This window comes from Saccharopolyspora sp. NPDC045839 (genome assembly GCF_056431645.1).
The window spans coordinates 160,923-187,057 of the sequence record NZ_JBWKKH010000002.1 but is presented as its reverse complement, the minus strand read 5'-3'; the positions used below and the strand labels follow the sequence as shown (position 1 = coordinate 187,057).

Genomic DNA, 26,135 nt, shown 5'->3' with positions numbered 1-26,135 from the left:
CTTAGTCCTCGGAGACGAAGCGGAGGTAGCGGGCGGCGGAGCGCTGGACGATCTCGTGCGCCCCGGTGGGGATCACCGTGTCCCACCACGCGCCGTAGAGCGCGTCGAAGCGGTAGGGCTCGAGCATCTTCGCGGCGCGGCGGACGACGTTCGGGCGTTCCGGGATCAGGTTCGGGTAGCTGTACATGAAGGCCACGTGCTCGCGGTCCGGGATGACCTGCACGATGTCGCCGGTGAACAGCTTCCCGTCGCCGTGGTCCCAGTGCAGCACCGTGCCGCCGGCGAAGTGCACGCCGAGGTTGATCAGGGTGAGCCCGGGAGCGAGCTCGCTGGTGGTGCCCTCCCACAGCCGGATCGCCGGGTCCGGGCGGCCGATCCACTGCTGGTCGTTGGCGTGCAGGTGCACCGGCACGTCGAAGGTGCGGGCCCACTCGACCATCGTGGTGTAGTAGTGCGGGTGGCTGATCGCGATGCCGATCAGGCCGCCGAGGTCGTTGATGGCGCGGATGATCTCGTCGTCCAAATAGGACACGCAGTCCCAGAGCACGTTGCCCGCTCCGGTGCGCAGCAGCAGCGCCCGCTGGCCGATGGCGAACCTCGGTTCGCAGCCGATCCCGAGCACCTCGCCCTGCTCGCGGATCAGCGCGGTGCGGCCGTCCGAGCGCACGCCCGCGAGGTCCGTCCACTGCTGACCGCCCGGCGGCACGTACTGGCGTTCGTCCTCGCAGATCGGGCAGTCCGGCCGGGGCCGGGCGTACTGCGTGCCGCAGGTGGCGCAGATCGGCATCGCGGTCATGGTCGTTGCGGTCCCTTCGTCTTCTGACGTGCGAACAGTCAGGTTACCGCGCGGTATCCGCCGCACGGGCCGGAAAATCCGGTGGCACCGCCACCACCGCGTCGCCCCGCAGGGTCACCGTCCCGTCGGCCAGCACGACCGCGAGGTCCAGGCGTGCGCGACGCTCGCCGTCGACGTCCTCGAACCCGGTGATCTCGCCCGTGCAGGTCGGCCGGCCGTGCACCGGGGTGATCGCGACGAAGCGCACCGAGAACGACCGCAGCGCCGACTGCGGCACCCAGCCGGTCAGCAGCCTCCCCAGACAGGCCATGGACAGCATGCCGTGGGCGAAGACGTCGTCGAAGCCCGCGCTGCGCGCGTTGTCCAGGTCGATGTGGATCGGGTTGTGGTCGCCGGAGGCCCCCGCGAACAGCGCGAGCGTGGCGCGGCTGATGGGCGGCAGGCTCAGGGGCGGCAGCTCGACGGTCGTTTCCTCGGCCATGCCGCCCATCATCCGCCACCTCGCGCCCGGCCGTCAGCCTCCGGTCAGCGTGCGGTCAGCGCCGACGCCGAAGTTCTGCTCCGTCAACAACGACCGAGCAGGGAGCGACGATGCGCAACGAGAACATCCTCATCTCCGGGGCGGGTATCGCCGGGCCGGCGCTGGCGCACTGGCTGCGCCGCTACGGTTTCCGGCCGACCATCGTCGAACGCGCCCCGGCGCTGCGCGAAGGCGGGCAGGCCGTCGATTTCCGCGGCACCGCGCACCTGACCGTCCTGCGCCGCATGGGCATCCTCGACGAGGTGCGCCGCAGGCAGACCGAGCGCACCAAGATGGTGGTGATCGACGCCGCCGGGCGGCCGCGGGCGACGCTGCCGGCGGAGTTCGCCGGCGGTGAGGTCGAGATCCTGCGTGGCGACCTCGCCGCCATGCTCTACGACCTGACCCGCGACGACACCGAATACGTCTTCGGCGACTGGATCACCGCGCTGACCGAGACCGCCGATGGGGTGCGGGTGACGTTCAACGACGCGCCGCCGCGCACCTTCGACCTCGTCGTGGGCGCCGACGGCCTGCACTCCGGCGTGCGGGCGCTGGCCTTCGGCCCCGAGACCCGGTTCCGGCGGTTCCTGGACCACTACGTCGCCGGGTTCAGCGTGCCCGACGAGCTGCGAACGCCGGGCGAGGTGCGGATGTACAGCGAGCCGGGCCGGATGATCAGCCCGGGTCTGGCGGTGTTCGCCTCCCCCGAGCTGGACTACGACCGCCACGACGTCGCGCAGCAGAAGAAGCTGGTCGCCGACGCCTGCCACGGGATGGGCTGGCGGGCGCCGGAGATCCTCGAGGCGATGTGGGCGGCGCCGGACTTCTTCTTCGACCCGATCGCCCAGATCCACATCGACCGCTTCAGCGCGGGCCGCATCGCGCTGCTCGGCGACGCCGGCTACGGCGCCACCCTCGGCGGGCTGGGCGCGGGCCAGGCGCTGGTCACCGCCTACGTGCTCGCCGGAGAGCTGGCCGCGGCGGGCGGCGATCACCGGGCCGCCTACGCCCGCTACAAGCACCAGATCAAGGACTTCGCGCGCGGCTGCCAGAAGATCGCGGGCAATGCCGGGCCGTTCATGGCGCCGGCCACGCCGGCGAAGATCCGGCAGCGCAACCTCATGTACCGGGTGTTGTCGCTGCCGGGCATGGCGAAGCCGTTCAACAAGATCACCACGAAGGCGGCGAATGCGATCCGCCTCGCCGACTACTCGCGGTTTCTCCGGTGAGCAGCTCGATCGCCTGCTCGTAGCCGAGGGCCGCGCCCCGGTCGAACGCCGCGTCGAACTCCTCGCCCGGGGCGCTCTCCGCGGCGCGGCCCCGGAGGGCCGCCGCGATTCCCATCAGCAGCGCGGCGCGCTCGCCGTCGCCATTGAGCGCCGTCAGACCGGCGAGGCCCTCCACCGCGGTTGCCAGGACCGGCATCGTCCGGTTGGCCAGCGCCGCCGCCACGGCGGTGCGGTGGTGCTCCGCCGCCTGCGCCAGGTCGCCGTCGACCTCCGCGAGCCTGCCCAGCGCGGTGTGCACGGTCGCGCGGACGGCGGCGTTGGTCCAATCCCGCGCGCAGGACTCCAACGCCTGGTCGCACCACTCCCGGGCCGTGGCGAACTCGCCGCGCAGCCGGGCGATCTCGCCGAGGCCGAGCCGCGCCGCCGCCAGCACCGACGGGAGGCCGGTGGCACGGGCCAGCGCCATCGCCCGCTCGTAGTCGCCTGCCGCGGCCGCGAGGTCACCGGTGCCCAGCAGGCGGTCGGCCCGCCGGCAGCGGAGATCGGCCGAGTCCTCGCGAGCGCCGAGCTGGTCGACGAGGTCCAGCGCCTCATCGGTCAGCGCCAGCGCTTCCGCCGACGCTCCGCGCGCGTCCGCCAGCATCGCCAGCCCGTCGAGCGACTGCGCCATCCCCCACCGCTCGCCCAGGTCGCGGAACGTCGCGAGCGCCCCGGCGACCTCGCGTTCGGCCGCGGCCAGGTCGCCGTGCACCAGCCAGCGGGAGAAGCCGTCGCCGAACCCCGCGATCGCCCGCACCCACGGGTCGGTGACCGCGCGGATCTGCTCCTCCCCCGGATGGCTCGGCGCGCCCCGTCCCGGCGGCCCGGCGAACACCGCCCAGGCCGCCAGCACGAACGGCTGCCGCACCGGCACGTCCAGGCCGTTCATGATCTCCTCCGCGCGCCGGACGTGCCGCTCCAGCTGCGGTGCGGCGCCGGTGAACACCGCGTGCAGCACGCAGAGGACGTATTCCTCGGCCAGCTGCGGCGGATCGGTGCCGACCAGCTCCAGCAGTTCCGCGGCCAGCGGGGCGATGTCGCTGCGCACCCCGTGCAGGTACCAGTAGCCGGACAGCGCGCCGATCAGCCGCAGGGCCAGCTCGGGGTCGTTGCGGACCGCCCACTGCAGCGCCGCGGTCGTGTTCGCGTGCTCGTCGCGCAGCGCCTCCAGCCATTCGAGCTGCTCGCCGCGCCGCAGGTGCGGGTCGGCGGCGCGGGCCAGCTCCAGGAAGTATTCCGCGTGGGCACGGGAGATCCGCGCACGCTCCCCGGCCTCGTCGAGCCGCTCGGCGCCGAACGCGCGGATCGTGTCCAGCATCCGGTAGCGCCCGCGCCCGGTGATCAGCGACTTGTCGACGAGTCCGGCCAGCAGATCGTCGGCGGTGTCCGGCGGGAGCCCGCAGACCTCGGCTGCGGACCGCGCGGTCGCGCCGCCGGCGAACACCGTCAGCCGGCGGGCCAGGCGTTGCCCGTCCACGTCGAGGAGGTCCCAGCTCCACTGCACGACCGCCCGCAGGCTCCGGTGTCTCGGGGCGGCCGCGCGATTCCCGCGTGACAGCAAGGAGAATCCGGTGTCGGACAGCCGTGCCTCGATGTCGTCGAGGCGCAACGAGCGCAGCCGGGCGGCGGCGAGTTCGATCGCCAGCGGCAACCCGTCCAGCGCGGCGCAGATGCGGATCACCTGGCCGGCGGTGTCCTCGGTGAGCCGGAACTCGGCGTCGACCGCCGTCGCGCGGTCGGTGAACAGGCGCACGGCCGGGAACGCCAACGCCTCGCCCGGCGCGGCGGCCGGTTCCGGCACCGGCAGCGGGCCCAGCGGGCACAACGCTTCGCCGGTGATGCCCAGCGCCTCCCGGCTGGTCGCCAGGACCTGCAGGCCGGGACAGCCGGCCAGCAACCGGTGCACCAGGTCGACGACATCGGCGACGAGGTGTTCGCAGTTGTCCAGGAGCAGCAGCACATCGCGGCCGGCGAGCGCTTCGAGCAGTCGCTGCACCGGCGCCACCGGCAGGGTCTCGCGCAAGCCGAGGGACGTCAGCACCGCCCGCGGGAGCTGACTGCCGTCGCGCAGCTGGCTCAGGTCGGCGAACGCGACCTCGCCGGCATGCCGGGCGGCGGCCTCCAGCGCGATCCGGGTCTTGCCCGCACCGCCCGGCCCGAGCACGGTCACCAACCTCGCCGACGCGAGCAGCCGGTCGATCCGGTCGAGTTCCGCGCCGCGCCCGACGAAACCGGTCAGTGGCACCGGAACCCGCACCGCCTGGGGTTCGTCGGCGCGCAACAGCGCGAGGTGCAGCTCGGCCAGTTCCGCCGAGGGGTCGGCGCCGAGCTCGTCGGCGAGGACCTGCCGGACGGCGGCGAACTCCGCCAGCGCCTCGGCGTTGCGGCCCTCCGCGTGCAGTGCGCGCATCAGCAGCCCGCGCAGCCGCTCGCGCAGCGGATGCGCGTCCGCCTCGACGCGCAGCTCCGCCACGTCGGTGGCGCCGAGCTCCAGCCGCGCCTCGGCCCGGTCCTCGATCGCGGTCAGCCGCGCTTCGTCCAGCCGCGCGATCTGCTGCGCGGCGAACGGTTCCTCGGCGACGTCCGCCAGTGCCGGGCCGCGCCAGAGCGCGAGCGCTTCGTCCAGCAGCGCCACCCGCTCGCCGGGTGCGGCGGCCCGCCGCGCGGCGTCGGTGAGGCGGGCGAAGCGGTGCGCGTCGACCTCGTCCGGGTCGACCACCAGCCGGTATCCCGCCGGGTGGAACTCGACCGCTGCGGTCGAACCGGCCTCGCGGAGCTTGCGGCGCAGCCGCGACACCTGCGCCTGCAGCGCGTTGCCCGCGTCGTTCGGCGGCCGCTGCCCGTAGAGGCCATCGACCAGCCGCTCCGACGGGACGATCCGGCCCGCGTCGAGCAGCAGCAACGTCAGGAGGGCGCGCGTTCGCGGCGCGTCCACATCCCGGGTCACCCCGTCCGGGCCGCGCATCTCGACCGAGCCCAGGATGCCGAACAGCACCCGGGGATTCTCGCTCACCCGGAATGACAGCGTTCGCGCGGGCGGTCGTGGACAATCCGGGGAGCACACGCGAAGGCAGGGGAATGAAGAACGCTGATCGGAAGTTCGTCGAGTGGTCCGCCAGGTTTCCCCGGACGGCCGCGGATCCCGCGTTGAAGGCGCTCACCATGCTCGCCGACCACAGCAAGCTGTGGTTCGCGGTCGCGGCGGTGCTGGCGACGAAGAAGGGCCCCACCCGCCGGGCGGCGCTGCGCGGCGTCGCGGCCATCGCCGCGTCGAGCGCCGTCACCAACGCCGTCGCCAAACCGCTGCTGCCGCGCCGCCGCCCGGCGACGGATCTCCTGCCGAGACACCGGCGCCTCGCGGCACCGCCGGATTCCTCGTCGTTCCCGTCGGGACACACAGCCTCCGCCGCGGCGTTCACCACCGCCGTCTGCATGGAATCCCCCGCGGCCGGCGCGATCATCGCCCCCGTCGCCGCGGCGGTCGCCTACTCCCGTGTCCACACCGGAGTGCACTGGCCGACCGATGTCGCCGTCGGAGCAGCCATCGGCGTCGGGGTCGGCCTGGCCACCCGGCGGTGGTGGCCGGTGCGCCCGTCCACCCCGGCGCTGGCGCGGCCGAGCGAGCACGTCACCGAGATGACCTCGGGAGACGGCTTGGCGCTGCTGGTCAACTCCGCGTCCGGCGACGCCGACCACGACCCGTCCGCCGAGCTGGCCGCGCTGTGGCCGGCCGCCAAGCGCCTGCACCCGGAAGGCGATCTGGTCACGGGGCTCCACCGCGAGCTCGACGCGGCCGGCGACGGGGTGCGCGCGCTGGCCGTCGCGGGCGGCGATGGCACGGTCGCCGCCGCCGCATCCGTGGCCGCCGTCCGCGAGCTCCCGCTCGCCGTCGTCCCCGCCGGCACGCTGAACCACTTCGCCCGCGACCTCCGCGTGGAGGACCCGCAGGACACCGCGCGGGCGGTGGCGGCCGGGTCCGCGGTCCAGGTCGGCCTCGGCGCGGTGCGCGTCGGCGGCCGGCCGGTCCAGTGGTTCATCAACACCGCCAGCCTCGGCGGCTACCCCGACATGGTCCGGCTGCGCGAGAAGTGGGAGCGCCGCTGGGGAAAGTGGCCCGCGGCCGCCGCCGCGCTCGTCCGGGTCCTGGCCGAGGCCGAGCCGATCACGGTCCGCATCGACGGCCGGACCCGCAAGATCTGGCTGCTGTTCGTCGGCAACAGCGGCTACCAGCCGAAGGGTTTCGCGCCGGCGTGGCGCCCGTGCCTGCACGACGGCGTGCTGGACGTCCGCTACATCCGGGCCGACGTGTCGCTGTCCCGCATCCGGTTCGCCTTCGCGGCGCTGTCCGGAGCACTGTTCAACAGCCACACCTACGTCCAGGAGGAGCGGACCGCGCTGCACCTCGAAGTGCTCAGCGAGCCGCTGGCGCTCGCCTGCGACGGCGAGGTCATGGCCACCGGGCGCAGCTTCGACTTCGCCGTCCACGACGCGGCCCTGCACGTCTACCGCCCCGCGAAAGGGCCCGGCGCCCGCTGACCGTGCGGGTCGTCCGGGCCCGGCACATCCTGGGGGGGCGGGCATAGCTGGGGAGGCCGTCATGAACAGCGAACACCAGTACACGGTCGTCGTCGGGGTGGATGGATCGCCGTCCTCGGATGCCGCGTTGCGCTGGGCCGTCTGGCACGCGGGCCTGGTCGGCGGGAGCGTCACCGCGGTCATGGTCTGGGACATGCCGATGATCTACAACTGGGAACCGCCCGGTGATCAGAACTTCGCGCGCCAGACCGCGACGGAATTGCACCGCGTGATCAACGAAGCCCTCGGCGACGCGGCCGCCGAGGTGCACATGGAAGTGGCGCAAGGGCATCCCGCGGGCGCCCTCTTGGACTCGGCCAAGGATGCCGCCGCCGACCTGATCGTCGTCGGCAATCGCGGGTACGGCGGCTTCACCGGGGCGCTGCTGGGCTCGGTGACCCAGCACGTCGTGCACCACGCGCGCTGCCCCGTGGTCGTGGTCCGGCAGCCCGAGGAGCGGAAGTCCTGACGCGCGCTACTGGGCCGCGGTGCGCCGCGCCCAGCGGCTGGTGAGCGCGCCCCGGGCTGATCGGCGGGGAAAGGGCCGGCCGGCCCGTTCACGACCGGCCGGCCCTGGGATCACGCCGTCCCGAAGTCACCGCGCAGCGCGTGGGCCGGACGCAGCCGGGTGGCGCGGGCCGTGCGCCCGCGCTCGATGGCCAGGAAGGCGACCACGAGACCGCACAGCGCCCAGGCCACCAGCGCCGCGATCAGCCCGCCGCTCGGGGCGGCTCCTTCCACGACCGCGCGCAACGCGTCCTGCGCGGTCGCCGTCGGCAACACCCCCGAGACCGCGCGCAGTGCTTCCGGTACGGCGGCGACGAATCCACTTGCCAGCATCAGCACGGCCACCAGCATCGCGCCGAACCGCCCGGCTCCGCCGAACGCCGCGAGCGCGTGGTTGATCGCGGCGAACGCCACCGCGATCAGCACCAGCAGCGCGGCGGCGCCGAACCACTGCCCGACCGACAGGTCCTGCGCGATCCCGAACACCGCGGTCACCAGCAGCCCCTGCACCGCCGCGATCCCGGCGGGGAGGGCGAACTGCCGCGCCGTGAGCCGCAACGACGACCGGGTCGAGCCCAGCACCCGCTCGGGCAAGGGCCGCAGCACCAGGAACGTCGCGATCGCGCCGATCCACAGCGCCAGCACCGCGTACAGCGACGGCCCCGAGGCGCCGAAGCCGAGGGTCGTGCCGTTCGCGGTCGTGACCGGGTTCGCGACCGCCTGCGCGAGCTTGTCCCGGTCGCCGTCCGGGTAGCTGGGCAACTGGTCAACGGCCTGGCCGAGGCCCGAGGACAGCTGCCCGGAGCCGTCGCCGAGCTGCCGGGCGCCGTCGCCGAGCTGCCGCACCCCGCCGGCGAGCTGCTCGGCACCGGTGGCGAGCTGGTCGGCGCCGCCGCGGGTCTGCGAAAGCCCGTCCGCGAGCTTCGTCGCGCCGCCGTCGAGCTGGGCCGCGCCGCCCGCCAGCTGGTCGATGCCCTGGGACAGCGCGGGAAGTCCGCCGCCTGACCCCGGCGTGCGCCCGGCGAGCGCGTCGAGGCCGCCTGCCACGCCCTGGCTCGCCTGCTGCAGCTGCCCGGCGCCGTCGCTGAGCGCCCGCGCCGCCGCGGCCTGCCCCGCGAGCTTCTGGCAACTCGGCAGCACGGCGACCGCGCAGTCCTTCGCCGATTCCTCCAGGCTCCGCGCGAGGCCGTCCAGGCCGGTGTTGAGCTGCTGCACGCCCTGCGCCTCCTTCGCGGAGACGTCGGCCAGGGTCGCGGCCTGCTGCGGAAGGTTCTTGGTCTGGTCGCGCATCGCGGCGAGCCCGTCGGACAACCCGCCGGTGCCCTGGGTCAGTTGCGCCGCACCGTCGTCGAGCTTGCCGAGGCCGTCGGCGAGGGACTTCGAACCGCTCGCCAGCTGGTCGGCGCCGCCGGCGAGCTGGTCGGTCCCGCCGGCGAGCTGCTTGGCGCCGTCGGCCAGCGACGTCGCGCCGTCCGCGGCCTCGCCGAGCTTGTCGCCCAGCGTGTTGAACCCGACGTAGACGTTGTCCAGGTAGGTCGTGGTCAGCTGCTGCCCGAGCAGGTTCGCCGCGGTGGTGGTGACCGCGCGGCTGATCGTCTCGTCCACGAGGCGGCCGCGGTCGCCGGTGGTGACGTCGATCGTCGCCCGCGTCGCGTTCGCCGGGTCACCGGAGAAGGAGGTGGCGGCCGCGGAGAAGTTCTTCGGGATGGTCACCACGGCCGCGTAGGTGCCGTCCCGCAGGCCGTCGGCCGCGGTCTGCTCGGTGGCGAACTCCCAGGTGTAGTTGCTCTCGATCTCGTCGCCGACGAGCTTCGCCGACAACTGCCGCCCCAGCGGGGTGAGCTGCCCGTTGATCTCCACCGGCTCGTCGTTGTTGACGATGGCGGCCTTGACGCCGCTGAGCCGGTCCTCGGGCTTGCCCAGCGACCACGTCAGCAGCCCCGCGACGGCCAGCGGCACCAGCAGCAGGCCGACCACGGCCAGCACCGGGAGCCGGAAGCGGGACCGGCCGTTGTTCCACGAACGCACTGCGATTACCTCTGCTTTCTAGCGGATCGCGCCGGAGAGGGTGCGGGTTTGCCCGGCCGGGCGGAGGTCGGAGGCGGTGACCCACGGCGACTCCGGCAGGACGTCGCCCACCTCGGCCAGGCCGGTGGTGCCCGCGACCACGGTGATGCCGGTTCCGGCGAGCAGGCCCCGGATCGCTCGCCGCTCGCCTGGGTCGGAAACCCGGTCGGTGCGGTCGAGGACGAGCACTGCGGGTTCTTCGCGGAGCGCCAGCCGAACCGCCTCCGCGCCGCCCTCGCCCGCGTCGACGTAGGCGACCCGCGAGCGCACCGTCGCGGCCCGCGAGGGCAGGACGTGGCCGAGCACCTTCAACTTGCCCGCGTCCGGCTTCAGCCGTCCGGACAGGGTCAGCAGCAACGCCGTCACCGCCGGCTCCGCACCGCCGCGGACGACGTGCGCTCCTCGACGCGGCAGGAAGAAACCGACGCCCGCGTAGATCGAGCGACCCGAGGACGGGTCGGCCAGCCGCAGGCCGTCGCAGGCGATCGCGTCGTCGGCGCCGGGCCGCGGCCAGTCCGCCAGCGCCAGCTCCTCGCGGAGGTTCTCGCCTTCCACGTCGAAGGACGGCAGCACCCGGTCCAGCCGCCGCGGCATCCACCACGCCTTGTCGCCCATCAGCGCGAGCACGGCGGGAACCAGCGTCATGCGCACGATGAAGGCGTCGACGAACACGCCGACCGCGAGCCCGAGCGCGATGGGCTTGATGTTCGCGTCGCCCTCCGGGACGAACGCGATGAACACCGCGAACATAATCACGGCCGCGGCCGTCACGACCCGCGCCGAGGAGACGAACCCGGAGTTGATCGAGCCGCGCGCGTCACTGGTGTGCACGAACTCCTCGCGCATGCGGGCGACCAGGAACACCTCGTAGTCCATGGCCAGTCCGAACAGGACACCCATCAGCACGATCGGCATGAAGCTGATGACCGGCCCGGTGTTCTCGACGTTGAACGCGCCGGCCAGCCAGCCGTCCTGGAACACCAGCTTCACCACGCCCAGGGAGGCGCCGATGCTCAGCAGGTAGCCCAGCGTCGCCTTGATCGGCACCGCGATGGACCGGAACACCATCGTCAGCAGCACCAGCGAGAGCCCGACGACGACCACGCCGAACGGCAGCAGCGCCGAGCCCAGCTTGGCCGACACGTCGATGCCCACCGCGGTGAAGCCGGTGACGGCGATGTCGATGCCGTAGGTGTCCTTGAAGTGCCCGCGCAGCGACCGGATGTCGTCCACCAGCTGCTTGGTCTCCGGCGAGTCCGGCTCGCCTTCCGGGACCACCTGCACGATCCCGGTGTCGGCGGTGGGGTTCGGGGTGGCCAGCGGCACGTCGGCCACGCCGGGCAGCCGCTCGATCTCCGCCTTGAGGTCGGCCATCAGCCCGAGCGGGTCGGTGCTGGTGACGATGTTGGCGGTCACGATCAGCGGGCCGTTGAAGCCCTTCGGGAAGTGCTCGTCGATCAGGTCGTAGGTCACGCGGGCGGGCTCGTCCTTCGGGAGCGCGCCGGCGTCGGGCAGCGCGAGCCGCAGCCCGGCGGCGGGCACCGTGGCGAGGCCGAGCACCGCGATCACGGCGAGCACGGTGACGATCGGGAAGCGGGTCACCGCGCGCACCCAGCCGCCGAAGAACCGCTCCCCGAAGGCGGCCTTGGTGCGCCGCTTGCGCGGGCGCGGGCGCAGCCGGTCGCCGGCGAAGCCCAGCAGCGCGGGCATCAGGGTGACCGAGACGAGCACCGCGACGCCGACGCCGACGGCCGCCGCGACGCCCATCGTGGTCAGGAACGGGATGCCCGCGACGCCGAGCCCGACCAGCGCGATCATCACCGTCAGCCCGGCGAAGATCACCGCCGAGCCCGCGGTCGCGTTGGCGCGCGCGGCGGCCTCCTGCGCCGACGCTCCCCCGGCGAGTTCCTGCTGGTGGCGCGACACGATGAACAAGGCGTAGTCGATGCCGACCGCGAGGCCCAGCATCAGCGAGAGCAGCGGCGTGGTCGCCGTGATCGGCCCGAACGCGGTCGCGATGAAGATCAGCGTCATGGAGATGCCGACGCCCACCAGCGCGTTGATCAGCGGCATCCCGGCCGCGAGGAACGAACCCAGGGTGATCATCAGGACCACGATCGCGACCACCATGCCGAGTGCCTCGGTGACGGTGACGCCGGGGAGCTTCTGCGAGAACAGCTGGCCGCCGTAGGAGGCCTGCGATCCCGCCGGCAGGCGCTCCTGCAGCTCGTGGGTGATCTGGACGATGCGGTCCTTGGCGGGCTCGCCGATCGCGAAGATCTCGCCGTCGAGCTGGACCATGATCAGCCCGGCCTGGCCGTTCTCGCTGATCGCCCCGCCGAACTCGGTCTGGTAGGGCGAGACGACCTGGGACCGCTGCGGCACGTCGTTCAGCTCGTCGACCGCCCGCTCCACCTCGCGCTGCACGGCCGGATCCCGCATGCCGCCCGGTGCCACCACCACGATCTGCGCGGAGGCGCCGCTGGTCTGCGGGAACGTCACCGACAGCCGGTCGAGCGCCTCCTGCGACTCGGTGCCGGGAATGCTGATGGAGTTGTCCAGGCCCTTGTTCAACAGGCCCGCCGCGCCACCTGCGACGGCTAGGACCAGCAGCCACAGCGCCAGCACTGCCTTGCGGGCCGCGAACGCTCTGCGGCCGACGGAGTAGAGGAAGGAGGACACGCACACTCCTGTCACCGGTCTGGCCGGACGATGTCGATGTCACCGGACGAGAACCGATACCGCGCCGTATCGGATACGTCACGGTATCCGATACCGGGCCGTATCGACTACGATGGGGTAGGTTCCGGGCGCGTGCGAAAGATCACGGAACCATTTGCGGGGAGGGAAAGTTCGCGTGAGCAAGACCAGGCCGGCCGCGACAACGGACGGCGCAACCGGGCCCGGCAATCGGGAGACGGCCCGGCGGGCCAAGACCCGGGAACGGCTGATGGACGCCGCGTACGAGCAGTTCTGCGAGCACGGCATCAACGGCATCTCCATCGAGGCCATCGCGGACGCGGCCGGGTTCACGCGCGGCGCCTTCCACTCCAACTTCGCCAGCAAGGAAGAGCTGTTCGTGGCGCTGGCCGAGCGGGAGAACCGCCTGCGACTGGAGGCGCTGCGGGAGAGGTTCGACGACGCGGTCGCCCCTCTCGGCCGAACCGAGGGCAAGCCCGGACCGGAGCTGATCGAGGAGGCGCTCGCGGACCTGCTGGCGGTCCTGCCGGAAGAACGGCAGTGGTGCGTGCTCAACAGCGAATTCCGGTTGCTCGCGATGCGCGAACCGCAGATCGCGCCGCGCTTCCTGGAGTCCACGCGCGCCTTCCGGCAGCAGCTGTCCGACATGATCGACGCCGCGCTGGAATCGGTGGGACTGCGCTTCGCGATCGACTCGATGCACCTGACGAGGCTGCTGCTCGCCCAGTTCGAGTCGGCGATGCAGGACGCGATCCTCTCCGGCGACGACGACCCGGTGCGAACGGTCCGCGACTACATCATGCTCACCCTGCCACGCCTGGTGCACACCCTCGCCGAGGTCCGCGAACCCGCGAAGCCGTGACCCGCCACCGAGCCCCGACCATCCTCAGTGGAGGGACAAGCGGGCGAGACCGGCCGGGAGCTAGGCCGAGCCCTCTTGCGCGTGCGCGGCGTCGTACTGCGTCAGGGCGTATACATCAGGAGGGGCACCCACAGTCCAGGCGGGCGCTGTAACTCCCGCAGGGGGGCCGCCACCCGCACCGCCACGCAAAACGAGGTCGGAAAAACCTCATTCGAACCGGTTCAACCCACAGCGGAGCGCATCGAGGGTTTCGGCGATCTGACGCTGGGATACGGCCGCGCTCGCGACGACGGCCGACCGGTGGAACGTTCCGGGGAACAGGTGCAGCTCGACCGATGAGCCGCCGCGCAACAGGCCGGACGCGTAGGACAGGCCCTCATCGCGCAGCGGGTCGTTCTCGTAGACCGACACGTACGCCCGCGGGAGACCGGAGAGATCATCGGCGCGAGCCGGTGCGGCGTACGGCGGGACGACCCCACCGCAGTCCGCCAGGTAGTACCGCCAGCTCAGCACCGCATCGGCCCGGTTCCACAGTGGAGCGTCGTCGAACGCCCGCATCGAGGCGGTGTCCAGCCGGTCGTCGACCTCGGGCGCGTCGAGCAGCTGGAAGCACAGCGGCGGCCCGCCGCGGTCGCGGACGAGCAGCGTGAGCGCGGCGGCGAGACCACCCCCGGCGCTCATCCCGTACACCCCGATCCGCCCCGCATCGACGCCCAGCGCCCCGCTTTCGGATGCGATCCAGCGCAGCGCGGCCTCGCAGTCCCGCAGGGCGGCGGGGTACGGATGCTCCGGAGCCAGCCGGTAGTCGACGGCCACGACGACCGCGGGCACTTGGGCGCACAGGTCCGAGGCTTGCGCCGCGACCGTCTCCAGGCCGCCCATCACGAATCCCCCGCCGTGCAACAACAACAAGGCGGGCAGCGGGCCGGTGACATCGGGCGGCCGGCAGACCCCGACCCGCACGGAGCCATCCGGGCCGGGCACCGCGTGGTCGGTCATGACGACCTCGCCGGGCGCGGCGCCCGCAGCCAGCTGCCGCATCCGGGCGCGAGCCCCGGCGAGGTCCTGGATGTGCAGGTCGGGCAGCGCGGGCAGGGCTGCCGCGAGCTCGGGATCCAGGTGCACGTCGTCACCCCCTCGCCGACGTCACCGCATTGTGCGGCCAGAGCGGCCGCCCCGGCCACCGCGACGGCTCAGCGCCTGCCATGGGTATACCAAATGCTAATCCGATCAGATACACATGACTCCTTTCTTGGATGTTCCGAACCTGCGGGATGATTTGGTATACAGAACACCCCAAGCTTGGACTTCTAGGAGCTCGTGATGTGCCTCGACCCAACCCCGCCGCCGCCCAGCAGCGTCACCCGTCGCGGGGTGCTCGCCGCAGCCGCCGTGCTGGCCGGAACCGCCGCCCTGACCACCTCGCCCCGCTCGGCCGAGGCCGCTGCGCGACCCGGCTCGAACGGCGGCGACCTGGTCATCGAGGGCGGCACGCTGCTCGATCCGGCGACCGGTGAGGTCATCGAGGACAGCGTCGTCGTGATCCGCGACGGCATCGTCCGCGCGGCCGGTTCCCGCGACCGCGTCCAGGCACCCGCCGGCGCCCCTCGCCTGGACGCGCGCGGCAAGTGGGTCCTGCCCGGCCTCGTCGACGCGCACATCCACCTCAACACGGCGGCCGAGGCCGCCGACGCGGTCCGCAAGGGCGCGACCAGCGCGCGCAGCGGTTCCACGAACTTCTACCAGGACATCGCCGTGCGCGAGCTGGCGTGGCAGGCGCCGCAGCAGGCGCCGCACCTGAAGGCCGCGGGCGTCTTCGTCACCCCGGATCTCGGCGACACCGTCCTCGCCGACCCCGACCTCACGCCGCTGGCGCGGCTCAAGGAGGGCGTCCGCTCGCCGGAGGCGCTGCGCCGCGTCGTCGAGGTGAACCTCGCCCGGGGTGCCGACGTGATCAAGACTCGGGTCAACGAGCGGGCCGGGCTGCCCGAACAGGATCCGCAGACCCAGGTCTACTCCTACGAGCAGCTCGCCGAGGTGGTGGCCGCGGCCCGGAAGCGCGGCAAGGGCGTCCTGTGCCACAGCTACAGCGAGCAGGGCTGCCACGACGCGGTGACCGCGGGCATCCGCTCGCTGGAGCACGGCGTCTTCGTCGGCGAGCGGACCCTGCACGAAATGCGCCGCCGGGACACCTACTTCACCCCGACGCTCACCGCGATGGCCGGCCTCGCCGAGTCCACCAACCCGGTCCTGGCCGAACGCGGGCGCACCTACCTGCCCATCCTCAAGGACGCCGTCCGCGCCGCCCACGAGATGGGCGTGCCGCTCGCCGCCGGCACCGACTCCTCCGGCGGCACCGTCGACCCGATCGGCCGCGAGGTGCAGCTGATGCACGAGGCCGGCCTGCCGGCGCTCGACGCCATCCGCACCGCGACGACCTCCGCCGCCAGGCTCCTCGGCGTGGAACGCGAAGCGGGGCGGCTCACCGCGGGCTTCCAGGGCAACGCGATCGTCGTCTCGGGCGACCCGCAGCGCGACCTGTCCGTCCTGATGTCGCCGGTGCACGTCGTCCGTTCGGGGCTGGTCGTCTAGTCCTGCCGCTTCCACCGTGGCGGGCCGTGGTCGATTCCCCGGCCCGCCACGGCGTTCCGGCCGCTTTCGTCTCTTGTGGACGGTTCCGGCACACGCAGGACGGCCGCCGGTCCTCCGGCATGACCCGCGAGTCGGATATCACGAGCGAACCGCGACGTGGTCCTGCTAGAGTCGACCCGTGCGATTCCACTACTTCCTCTGAGAGCGCCGACCTCGGCGGCGGACGGCCTTCGGCCGGTCCGCGCTGAGCGCATCGGTCGTTGAACGCACTTCTTTTCCGGATCCCCCATCGCCCGGCGCTGGACCGTGCCCGGTGCACGCGGGATCCGTCTCGGAGGAATCGTGTCCACTCGCATCGTCCTACCGGCCCGCGCCCGAACCCACCTCAGCGCAGCCGAAATCCACCTCGCCCGCGGCGGTCGCGCCGTGCTCACCGGCGTCGACCTGGCGGTTTCCCCAGGTGACCGGCTCGGTGTGGTGGGCGGCAACGGCGCAGGCAAGACCACCTTGCTGCAGCTGCTCGCGGGGAACCTCGTTCCCGACAGCGGCACCGTGCACCGGGTCGGCACCTTCGGGGTCGCGGACCAGGAGATCCCGGTCGACGACGGGCGCACCGTCGGCGATCTCATCGACATCGAGCTCGCCGACGCGCGGCGAGCCCTGCAGGAGTTCGAAGCGGCGACCGCGGCGCTGGTCGAGGAGCGCCCCGGCGCCGACGAGCAGTACGCCGAAGCGCTGGCCGCCGCGGAGTCCCTGAACGCCTGGGACGCCGACCGCCGGGTCGACATCTCGCTGGCCGCACTCGGCGCCGTCACCGACCGCGCCCGGCCGCTGGCCGCGCTGTCGGTCGGCCAGCGCTACCGGGTGCGGTTGGCCTGCCTGCTCGGCGCCGAGCACGACCTGCTGCTGCTCGACGAGCCGACGAACCACCTCGACGCGGCCGGTCTCGAACACCTGACCACGCGGCTGCGGGAACACCCGGGCGGCGTCGTGCTCGTCAGCCACGACCGCGCGCTGCTCGCCGACGTCGTCACCTCGGTGCTCGACCTCGACCCGACCAGGGACGGACGCCCGCGGACCTACGGCGGCGGGTATGCCGGTTACCAGCAGGGAAAGCGGGCCGAACGCGAGCGCTGGGAGAACGAATACCGCGCGCAGCAACGCGAACACCAGCGGCTCGCCGACGACCTCTCAGCGGCGCAGGACCGCCTGTCCACCGGGTGGCGGCCGGAGAAGGGCACCGGCAAGCACACCCGCGCCACGCGGGCGCCCGCGCTCGTGCGGGCGGTCCACCGGCGGCAGGAAGACCTCGATGCCCACCGCGTGGACGTGCCCACGCCGCCGCTGCGCTTCCAGGCCCCGGAACTCGGGGACATGCCAGGGGTTCCGCTCCTGCACGCCGACGAGGTGACCCTGCGCGGGCGGTTGGAGCAACCCCGGTCGCTGCTGCTGCGATCCGGCGATCGCCTCGTCGTCACCGGCCGCAACGGCGCCGGGAAGTCGAGCTTGCTTTCGTTGCTGGCGGGTGAGCTCCAGCCGACGTCGGGTGCCGTGGTGCACAACGCCGCGGCTCGGGTCTCGTGGCTCGCGCAGGAATCGCCGGCCGCGGCACGGCTGACCGCCGGCGAGGCGTACCAGCGGGCCGTCGACGAGCTCGCCGTGTCGGGGCTGATCGACGGCGACGCGATCCCGTTGCCGGAGCTCGGGCTGCTGCCCGACGCGGCCGCCGGACGACCGGTCGCCGAGTTGTCGATCGGCCAGCAACGCCGGCTGCAGCTCGCGATCGCGCTGGCCGCGCGGCCGCACGTGCTGCTGCTCGACGAGCCGACGAACCACCTGTCGATGACGCTGGTCGAAGAGCTCACGGATGCGCTGGCCACGACCACGGCGGCGATCGTGGTCGCCACGCACGACAGGCAGCTGCTGCGCGACACCGCGAACTGGCCGCGGTTGCCGCTCTGACCGCCTCGCGCGGCTCCACCCGCTCCTGGGTGGAGCCGCGCCTCACCGCTTGTCCGCCGGCACGGCGTCCCCGGCCGGGGCGTTGCTGCGGCCGTAGTGGTGCGTGGTGAACATGTAGATCACGCCGATGGCGATGACGATCCCACCGGAGAGCAGCACGATGTAGTTGTCGTACCAGGCGGCCTGCGGCGTTCGCGGCCACGAGATGTTCACCATCGCGCCGATGCCGTAGGCCAGTGCCGCGACGTTGACCAGGAGCCCCCACCGGCCGAGGGTGAACTCGCCCGTCGGCCGCCAGCCCTTCAGCCGCGCGCGCAGGGCGGCGAGCACGACCATCTGGAACGCCAGGTAGATCCCCAGGATCGCGAACGAGACGATCTTGGTGAGCGCGTCGGTGGAGATCAGCGACCCCACCGCGATGAGCACCGGGACCACGCCGGCCAGCAGGAGCGCGTACGGCGGCACGTGGCGGGCGTGGGAGAAGCGGCGCAGCACCTTGTACCCGATGATCATCTCGTCGCGGGCGTAGGAGTAGGTCAGCCGCCCGGCCGCCGCCTGCAGGCTGATCGTGCAGGACAGGAACGAGATCAGCACCACGCCCATCACCGCCCGCGCGCCCGTCTCGCCGAAGGCGCTGTTGAGCACGTTGATCAGCGGATCGGGATCTTCGCCGGAGATGACCTTGCCGAAGTCGGGCACCGCCAGCAGCAGGGTCAGGCAGGCGAACGTCGCGGCAGCACCGCCGATGTAAATGGTGCGCCGCATCGCCTTCGGCACGTTGCGGCCCGGGTGCGGGACTTCTTCGGCGGTGTCGCCGCACGCCTCGAAGCCGTAGTACTGGTAGAAGCCGATGATCGCGGCCGCGAGGAACACCGGCAGGTAGGAGCCGGAACCGCCGGCGCCGAAGTTGTCGAACAGCACCCCCAGGCCGTGGAAGCGGTGGGTCGTCAGCAGCCAGACGCCCACGAACAGCGCGCCCAGCAGTTCGGCGGTGAACCCGATGATCGCGGCCATCGACAGCACCTTCGTGCCACCGTAGTTGATCAGGGTGGCCACCACGATCAGCGCGACCGTGCACAGCACGTTGTTGATGACCGTCGGGGGGAAGCCGAACAGCAGGGCGATGTAGGGCCCGGCGCCGTAGGCGACGCTCGTGATCGTCACCAGCAGTGCCATCAGGTAGACCCAGCCGGACATCCACGCCCAGCGCTTTCCCCACAGCCGCCGGGACCAGGGATAGATCCCGCCCGCCAGCGGGTATTGCGCGACGACCTCCCCGAACACCAGGGCGACCAGGAACTGCCCGGCGCCGGCGAGCAGGAAGCTCCAGATCATCGGCGGCCCGCCGGTGGCCAGCGCGACCCCGAACAGCGTGTAGGTGCTCACCACCGGCGACAGGTAGGTGAACCCGAGGGCGAAGTTCGCCCACAGGCTCATGTCCCGGCGGAATTCCGTGGTGTAACCGAGCTCGCTCAGCCGCGCGTCGTCGCTGCCGGCTTTTCTGTCCGAAGTGGACATCGCGGCCCCCTCGGTCGGATCCGGACCGGGTCGGCCGTGGGTTCACGCTCGCGCTCGAACGGGTAGCCGAACGCCGGGCGACGCCTCGCGAACCGGTCCCGCTCGCTCACGAACCAGTCGGGCACCCGGACCAATTTCGTGAACGCGGATACCGGAAATAGTCCTCCGCCGCCCGGCGTCTAGCTAGTCGAACCCCGCAGTTCACGCACCGTGTTGCCGAACGCGTCGCGCAGCACCTCGCGGAAGACCTCGGCCGAGGCGGCCGTGGCGACCGTGGCGGTGACGGGCGCGGTCGACCAGGGTCGGGTGTCGACGATCAGCTGGCCGAGCGTCCGGTCGCCGTTGGTCTCCACGTCCACGTGGTACGAGCCCGAGGCGGTGATGACGTCCGGCCGCACCAGGTAGGCGATGCAGAGCGCATCGTGCACGGGCACGGCAGCCGTCTCCGGTTCGAACTGCTCCTCGATGCGGTGCCGGATCAGCGCGCTCGCCGCCGTTCCCGCCGGAGTGCCGAGCGCGTGGAACTCCTCGCAGTCGGTCGCGGTCAGCGGCGCGCTGTGCGTCGCGTCCAGCGGGATCACCACGATGTCGCGGATCCCGGCGGAGAAGACCGCGCGCGCCGCCTCCGGGTCGACCCAGAAGTTGAACTCCGCCGTGGGAGTCACGTTGCCGCCGACGTGGGCCCCGCCCATGATCACCAGCTTGCGGATCTTCGCCGCCAGCCGCGGTTCGGCGATCAGCGCGAGCGCGACGTTGGTCAGCGGCCCGAGCGCGACGAGGACGACGTCGTCGTTCTCCGGCGCGAGGAACGTGTCGATCAGCAACTGGACCGCCGATCCGGGCCGGACTTTCGTCGTCGAGGGCTCGAGGTCCAGGTAGTCGATCTGGAAGTCGGGGTTGTCGGCGTTCAAGATGTGCCGAGGAACCGGGAAGTCCGGGCGCACGAGCGGACGCGCGGCGCCGGCGTGCACGGGCACCTTGACCCCTATGTGGTCGAGCACCCGGAGGGTGTTCTCGGTGGTGTTCGGCAGTGCGACGTTGCCGTTGACGGTCGAGACCGCGATCAGCTCCAGCTCCGGGTGGAGCGCCGCGGCCATGATCGCGACGGCGTCGTCGGAGCCGGTGTCGCAATCGAGCACGATCCTCGTTGTCATGGGAATTCCTTGTCATCCGGGGAACTCCCACCACCCTACCGAGACACCGCCCCGGTGCTCCGGGCCTAGCCCCGGCCGCTATTCCAGTCCACGTTGGACGGTGTCCTGCTCCTCTTCGAGCATGGTCGCGAACGCCTCGTCGGAGAGTACGCGGGAATCCGCGGTTTCGTGCTCGGGCATTCCTCCCCCTACTGGTGAGTGCGTTGCGCGGTGACGATCCGGTGGACCAGGCGGGCCGCGGTCCGGGCGGTGCGGTTGTCGATGTCGAGCCCGGGATTGAGCTCCGCGACGTCGCAGAGCGCCAGCTTGCCGCTGGCCGCCACCCGCTCGCACACGTGCTGGATCGTCTCCAGCGGGACGCCGTAGGCCGCCGGGGCGCTCACGCCGGGCGCCACCGCTGCGGGTAGCACGTCGAGGTCGATCGTCAGGTAGACCACGTCGCAGCCGGTCAGGAACCTGTCCACGAACTCGTCCACCGCGGCCAGGTTCGCCGGGCCGCAATTGTCGTCGAGCAGGTAGTCCACGCCCAGCTCGTCGGCGGTGTCGAACAGGGCTTTGGTGTTGCTCGGCTGGCTGATGCCCAGCACCGCGTAGTGCAGGTGCTCGCCGCGCTGCCGCTCCCGGTCGGCCATCTGCCGGAACGGCGTGCCGGAGCTCGGTGTTCCGTCGGCGCGGAGGTCGAAGTGCGCGTCGAGGTTGAGCACGCCGAGCTTCGCGCCGGAGCGCACCTGCGCCGATTCCGCGATGCCGAGGTAGCTGCCGTAGGCGATCTCGTGGCCGCCGCCGAAGACGACGACGAACCGCCCGTCGTCGAGCAGGCCCGTCACGGCCCGGCCGAGCCGTTCCTGCCCGGCTTCCATTGCACCGTCGGTGACCTCGACGTCGCCCGCGTCCGCGGCTACCACCGGCGCGGGCAACGCCATCGAGGCCAGCGCCGAGCGGATGGCGCGCGGGCCGTCCGCCGCTCCCGGGCGGCCCTTGTTGCGGCGGACGCCTTCATCGCTGCGGAACCCGAGGAACGCGACGTCCGCCGCTCCCCCGGCGCCGACGACGTGGTGCCACCTGAGGTGTTCGGGCCCCGGTCCGTCGTCGCGGCCGCTCCAGCGCTGCGGCGCGCGGTTCACCGCTTCAACGATCACTTTCCCACTCCTGTAAGTCCACTGTGTACCAGGGGTCGCACTGAACGAAACCGCGGGCAGGCGTCGGGCAAGCGGCGCAGCCGCTTCCGGTGGCAGTCCGCCGGCGCGACGCACAAGGCAGCACTTCGAAAGCCGTCGCATGCGGCGTAGCCGCTTAGCCCACGCACGCAACCGGCACCGCCGCGGGTTCTCAGAGGTCGCCTCGCGAGGACAGCCCCGATGCCGCGTATTGGGCATACGCAAGTCGGGGATCCCACAGCCGAGGCGGCCTCTGAGGTTCCGCTACCCGCACCGCCACGCAAAACGAGCCCGGAGACCCTCTTAGAGCATCGGGATTCGCACGCCGCGCTCCTTGGCGACGTCGGTCGCGTGCTGGTAGCCGGCGTCGACGTGGCGCAGCACGCCCATGCCCGGGTCGTTGGTGAGCACCCGGGCCAGCTTCTCCGCGGCCAGCTCGGTGCCGTCGGCGATGCAGACCTGCCCGGCGTGGATCGAACGCCCCATGCCGACCCCGCCGCCGTGGTGGATCGACACCCACGACGCGCCCGAGGAGGTGTTGACCAGCGCGTTCAGCAGCGGCCAGTCGGCGATCGCGTCGGAGCCGTCCAGCATCGACTCGGTCTCCCGGTAGGGCGAGGCGACCGAACCGGAGTCGAGGTGGTCGCGGCCGATGGCGACCGGGGCGGACAGCTCGCCGGAGGCGACCATCTCGTTGAACTTCAGGCCGGCGCGGTGCCGTTCGCCGTAGCCCAGCCAGCAGATCCGGGCGGGCAGGCCCTCGAAGGCGACCCGCTCGCCGGCCATCGTCAGCCACCGGTGCAGGTGCTCGTTCTCCGGGAACAGCTCCATGATCGCCTTGTCGGTGGCCGCGATGTCCGCGGGGTCACCGGACAGCGCCGCCCACCGGAACGGGCCGAGGCCCTCCTCGAACAGCGGCCGGATGTGCGCGGGCACGAAACCCGGGAACGCGAAGGCCCGGTCGTAGCCGGCCTTGCGGGCCTCGTCCCGGATGGAGTTGCCGTAGTCGAAGACCTCGATGCCCTTGTCCAGGAAGCCCACCATCGCCTCGACCTGGGCGGCCATCGACTTGCGGGACCGCTCGGTGAACGCCGCCGGGTCCTGCTCCGCCAGCGCGGCCCACTCGTCGAGCTCGACGCCCGCGGGCAGGTAGGAGAGCGGGTCGTGCGCGGAGGTCTGGTCGGTGACGATGTCGATCGGCGCGTCCATCTCCAGCAGCTTCGGGAACACCTCGGCGGCGTTGCCCAGCAGCCCGATCGACAGCGGCTTGCGCTGGTCCCGGGCCTCCACCGCGAGCCGCAGCGCGTCGTCGACGTCGGCGGCGCGGACGTCGAGGTAGCGGTGGGCGATGCGGCGCTCGATGCGCGCGGGGTCGCACTCCACGCAGATCGCCACGCCCTCGTTCATGGTCACCGCCAGCGGCTGCGCGCCGCCCATGCCGCCGAGCCCGGCGGTCAGCGTGATGGTGCCGGCGAGGGTGCCGCCGAAGCGCTTGCGGGCGACCGCGCCGAAGGTCTCGTAGGTGCCCTGCAGGATGCCCTGGCTGCCGATGTAGATCCACGACCCGGCCGTCATCTGGCCGTACATCGTCAGGCCCAGCGAGTCGAGGCGGCGGAACTCCTCCCAGTTCGCCCAGTCACCCACCAGGTTGGAGTTGGCGATCAGCACCCGCGGCGCCCACTCGTGGGTGCGCAGCACGCCGACCGGCTTGCCGGACTGCACCAGCAGCGTCTCGTCCTTCTCGAGGGTCTTGAGGGTTTCGGTGATCGCGTCGAAGGCCGCCCAGCTCCGCGCCGCCTTGCCGGTGCCGCCGTAGACGACCAGGTCGTCGGGGCGTTCGGCGACCTCGGGGTCGAGGTTGTTCATCAGCATCCGCAGGGCGCCTTCCTGCTGCCAGCCGCGGCAGTTCAGGTCGGTGCCGCGCGGGGCGCGGACGGTGCGGGCGTCTTCGTTGCTCATGTGCTGCTCCAGGTTCGAGCCGTTCTCGTTGGTCCCATCAGACCCCGCACCGCGCCCGGCCGACAGCACGGAGCCGGTTCTTTCTCGGATCCGAGACGCCTGCTTCCGGCGCTCAGCCGACCGGGCGCGGGTCGCGGCCGGAGATGGCCGCCGTCAGCCCGGCGGCGCCGCCGCGCATCGCCTCGCCGACCACGGCCGGTTCGTGGCGCTCGTGGAACCGGCTCCACGTGGTGCTCAACGCCGCCACCGGCCGTCCACTGTGGTCGAACACCGCGGCGCCCACGGAGCGCATGCCGGGCGCGACCAGCTCCACCTCCTCCGACCAGCCGCGCTCCCGGTCGACCGCCAGCCCCTCCCCCAGCTCCGCCAGGGTCCGGGGGCCGCGGCCGGTGCGGGTGATGAAGTCGCTGCGGTGCGGGAACAGGGCGCGGATCTGCGCTTCGGTGCTGCCGGCGAGGATCGCGCGGCCGTTGGCGGTCAGGTGCGCGGGCAGCCGCACCCCGACGTCGGTGATCAGCGAGACGTCGGCACCGGAGGTCGGCTGTTCCTTCAGCAGGTACACCGTTTCCGCGCCGTGCAGGATCCCGAGGTGCACGGTCTGCCCGAGGCTGCGGGCCAGCCGGCGCAGGATCGGCGCGGCCCGCCGCTCCAGCGGCTCGTGCCGGAGGTAGGCGGAGCCGATCTCGAACGACACCACCCCGAGTCCGTAGGCCTGCTCCGCCGCCAGGTACACCACGAATCCCTTGTCCACCAGGACGGAAAGGATGTGGTACAGCGACGAGCGGGGGATGCCCAGATCCCGGGCGAGGCTCGCCGCGCGCACCGGCCCGGGCCCTTCGGCGAGCCGGACGAGGACGTCCAGCGCCCGCCCGACGGCCGGTGACGCGCTCGACTCGGCCACCTCATGCACCTCCCGCGACGGGACGATTCTCGCGGATCCGGTTGCGCATCGCGGCCCAGTAGATCGCGCCGGGCACGACCAGCCCGAGCAGCCACGCGATGTCCGCGCCGCCGAGCAGCGGAACCATGAATCCGGTGAAGACCTTGTCCACGTTGGAGAACGGGATCTGCACGGCTATGCCGAAGAAGTAGGCGACCAGCGCGGGAACGCACCAGCGGCCGTAGCGGCCGTTCGGGTCGTACATCGCGTCGAGGTCGTAGTTCTCCTTGCGCAGGAAGTAGAAGTCGACCAGGTTGATCGCGCTCCACGGCGTGAGGAAGTACAGGAGGAAGTGCAGGAACAGCACGAAGTTCGACAGGAAGTCACCGCGCCCCAGCACCGCGAGCACGCCGCCGAGGACGCCGACGAACGCGATGTAACCGATCCGGGCCCCTTGCGAGAGCACCGCCCTGCGGGTGAACGCGGTCAACGTGGTGGCCACCGTCATGTAGCCGCCGTAGATGTTGAGCACGTTGATGGTGAGCTTGCCCAGCGCGATGGCCAGCAGCAGCGGCAGCACCAGCGCCTCGCCGCCGAGTCCCACCACGTAGGTCACCTCGTGGCCCTTGAACTCCTTGCCCGCCACCGCGTAGGCGAGCGCGCCGAAGGACATCGCCCACGTCGCGCCGAGCGCGGTGCCGCCGTAGGTCCACCAGAACGTCGCCCGGATCGAGGTGCTCGCCGGCAGGTACCGGGAGGTGTCCGCGACGTACGGGCCGAAGGTGAGCTGCCAGGACGCGGTCAGCGACAGCGCGAGCAGGAACGCGGGCAGGTCGAGTTCCGCGTTCGCCAGCACCGGCCCGAGGTCGTGCGTGGTGACCAGCCGGAACGTCAGGTACACGAACACCACGACCGACACCAGCGACGCGAGCCAGCCGAAGCGGTGGATCAGCCGGTATCCGGCGATCGCGATCAGCGCCGACAGCGCCGCGTAGAGCAGGATGCTGGCGTCCACCGGCAGCCCGGTGATCGCCGCCAGCGCCTGACCGCCCAGCACGTTGCCGCTGGCGAAGTAGCCGAGGTACATCAGCACCACCAGGACCAGCGGCAGCACCGCGCCGTACACGCCGAACTGCGCCCGGCTCTGGATCATCTGCGGGATGCCGAGCTTCGGCCCCTGCGCGGCGTGCAACGCCATCGGGATGCCGCCGATGGCGTTGCCCAGCGCGATGGCCGCCAGCGCCCACAGCGGGTGCAGGCCCACGAGCACGGTCAGCGCGCCGGTCACGGCCGAGGTGATCTGCATGTTGCCGGCGAACCACAACGTGAACAGGCTGCGCGGTTTGCCGTGCCGCTCGCCGTCGGGGATCGGGTCGATCGATCTGCGCTCGACCTGCAACGATCCGGCCATTCGCCCTCCTCGCGCCGCGGAATTCGTCCGTTCCATTAGTCGCCGCGCGGGTGCCCGGAGCAATCCCCGGCCGGAAGCAGTTGTCCAGGATGACAGACAGTCCGGGGGGGGGGGGGGGGGGGGGGGGGGAGGGGGGGGGGGGGGGGGGGGGGGGGGGGGGGGGGGGGGGGGGGCGGCGAGCGAACTCCCAGCCAGGTGATCGAC

18 protein-coding genes are annotated in these 26,135 nt (G+C 72.2%); 6 read left to right on the top strand and 12 right to left on the bottom strand.

Annotation, left to right across the window (positions count from 1 at the left end):
- Position 1: 1 nt before the first annotated feature.
- Together AC07EQ_RS03710 and AC07EQ_RS03705 are read right to left on the bottom strand one after the other, a co-directional pair.
- Positions 2–796: an MBL fold metallo-hydrolase gene (locus AC07EQ_RS03710; RefSeq protein WP_478386393.1), complete on the bottom strand. Its 795-nt coding sequence runs from the start codon at positions 794–796 to the stop codon at positions 2–4.
- Positions 797–839: 43 nt separating this feature from the next.
- Positions 840–1,277, bottom strand: a complete 438-nt coding sequence (locus tag AC07EQ_RS03705) for a MaoC/PaaZ C-terminal domain-containing protein (protein ID WP_478386392.1) — start codon at positions 1,275–1,277, stop codon at positions 840–842.
- 110 nt (positions 1,278–1,387) lie between these two features.
- Here AC07EQ_RS03705 and AC07EQ_RS03700 point away from each other — a divergent pair, with 110 nt between their 5' ends.
- A complete protein-coding gene (locus tag AC07EQ_RS03700; RefSeq protein WP_478386391.1) occupies positions 1,388–2,548 on the top strand; it encodes an FAD-dependent monooxygenase in 1,161 nt (386 codons plus the stop codon).
- On the opposite strand, the gene AC07EQ_RS03695 is transcribed toward AC07EQ_RS03700, so the two are convergent.
- Complete coding sequence (locus AC07EQ_RS03695; protein WP_478386390.1) at positions 2,490–5,600, bottom strand: AfsR/SARP family transcriptional regulator; 3,111 nt, start codon at positions 5,598–5,600, stop codon at positions 2,490–2,492. The genes AC07EQ_RS03700 and AC07EQ_RS03695 overlap by 59 nt on opposite strands.
- Before the next feature lie 65 nt (positions 5,601–5,665).
- On the opposite strand from AC07EQ_RS03695, the gene AC07EQ_RS03690 reads away from it, so the two are divergent.
- Together AC07EQ_RS03690 and AC07EQ_RS03685 are read left to right on the top strand one after the other, a co-directional pair.
- On the top strand, positions 5,666–7,123 hold the full coding sequence (locus AC07EQ_RS03690) for a phosphatase PAP2 family protein (protein WP_478386389.1): 1,458 nt from the start codon (positions 5,666–5,668) through the stop codon (positions 7,121–7,123).
- A gap of 61 nt (positions 7,124–7,184) precedes the next feature.
- Positions 7,185–7,631, top strand: coding sequence for a universal stress protein (locus AC07EQ_RS03685; protein ID WP_478386388.1), 447 nt, complete (start codon positions 7,185–7,187; stop codon positions 7,629–7,631).
- Positions 7,632–7,741: 110 nt separating this feature from the next.
- Here AC07EQ_RS03685 and AC07EQ_RS03680 read toward each other — a convergent pair whose 3' ends face one another.
- Both AC07EQ_RS03680 and AC07EQ_RS03675 read right to left on the bottom strand, forming a co-directional pair.
- Positions 7,742–9,697 (bottom strand): YhgE/Pip domain-containing protein, encoded by a 1,956-nt coding sequence (locus AC07EQ_RS03680; protein WP_478386387.1) that lies wholly within the window; start codon positions 9,695–9,697, stop codon positions 7,742–7,744.
- A gap of 18 nt (positions 9,698–9,715) precedes the next feature.
- Positions 9,716–12,418, bottom strand: a complete 2,703-nt coding sequence (locus AC07EQ_RS03675) for an MMPL family transporter (RefSeq protein ID WP_478386386.1) — start codon at positions 12,416–12,418, stop codon at positions 9,716–9,718.
- A 175-nt stretch (positions 12,419–12,593) separates the two neighbouring features.
- Between AC07EQ_RS03675 and AC07EQ_RS03670 the strand changes: the two genes are divergently transcribed.
- Positions 12,594–13,298, top strand: a complete 705-nt coding sequence (locus AC07EQ_RS03670; RefSeq protein WP_478386385.1) for a TetR/AcrR family transcriptional regulator — start codon at positions 12,594–12,596, stop codon at positions 13,296–13,298.
- Between the two features lie 207 nt (positions 13,299–13,505).
- Here the strand turns inward: AC07EQ_RS03670 and AC07EQ_RS03665 are convergent, their stop codons facing one another.
- Positions 13,506–14,423 (bottom strand): alpha/beta hydrolase, encoded by a 918-nt coding sequence (locus AC07EQ_RS03665; protein WP_478386384.1) that lies wholly within the window; start codon positions 14,421–14,423, stop codon positions 13,506–13,508.
- 198 nt (positions 14,424–14,621) lie between these two features.
- On the opposite strand from AC07EQ_RS03665, the gene AC07EQ_RS03660 reads away from it, so the two are divergent.
- Positions 14,622–15,890 carry an amidohydrolase family protein gene (locus AC07EQ_RS03660; protein WP_478386383.1) on the top strand — a complete coding sequence of 423 codons (1,269 nt, stop codon included), beginning with the start codon at positions 14,622–14,624 and terminating at the stop codon, positions 15,888–15,890.
- A 342-nt stretch (positions 15,891–16,232) separates the two neighbouring features.
- Positions 16,233–17,852 (top strand): ATP-binding cassette domain-containing protein, encoded by a 1,620-nt coding sequence (locus AC07EQ_RS03655; protein WP_478386382.1) that lies wholly within the window; start codon positions 16,233–16,235, stop codon positions 17,850–17,852.
- 42 nt (positions 17,853–17,894) lie between these two features.
- On the opposite strand, the gene AC07EQ_RS03650 is transcribed toward AC07EQ_RS03655, so the two are convergent.
- The 6 genes from AC07EQ_RS03650 to AC07EQ_RS03625 form a co-directional block, all read right to left on the bottom strand.
- On the bottom strand, positions 17,895–19,370 hold the full coding sequence (locus tag AC07EQ_RS03650) for an APC family permease (RefSeq protein WP_478386381.1): 1,476 nt from the start codon (positions 19,368–19,370) through the stop codon (positions 17,895–17,897).
- Between the two features lie 179 nt (positions 19,371–19,549).
- Positions 19,550–20,524 (bottom strand): nucleoside hydrolase, encoded by a 975-nt coding sequence (locus tag AC07EQ_RS03645; protein ID WP_478386380.1) that lies wholly within the window; start codon positions 20,522–20,524, stop codon positions 19,550–19,552.
- Positions 20,525–20,712: 188 nt separating this feature from the next.
- Positions 20,713–21,663 carry a formimidoylglutamase gene (gene hutG, locus AC07EQ_RS03640; RefSeq protein ID WP_478386379.1) on the bottom strand — a complete coding sequence of 317 codons (951 nt, stop codon included), beginning with the start codon at positions 21,661–21,663 and terminating at the stop codon, positions 20,713–20,715.
- A 321-nt stretch (positions 21,664–21,984) separates the two neighbouring features.
- Positions 21,985–23,640 (bottom strand): urocanate hydratase, encoded by a 1,656-nt coding sequence (gene hutU / locus AC07EQ_RS03635; protein ID WP_478386378.1) that lies wholly within the window; start codon positions 23,638–23,640, stop codon positions 21,985–21,987.
- Positions 23,641–23,752: 112 nt separating this feature from the next.
- Positions 23,753–24,541, bottom strand: coding sequence for an IclR family transcriptional regulator (locus AC07EQ_RS03630; protein ID WP_478386377.1), 789 nt, complete (start codon positions 24,539–24,541; stop codon positions 23,753–23,755).
- Between the two features lies 1 nt (position 24,542).
- Complete coding sequence (locus AC07EQ_RS03625; protein ID WP_478386376.1) at positions 24,543–25,931, bottom strand: purine-cytosine permease family protein; 1,389 nt, start codon at positions 25,929–25,931, stop codon at positions 24,543–24,545.
- Between the last annotated feature and the right edge of the window lie 204 nt (positions 25,932–26,135).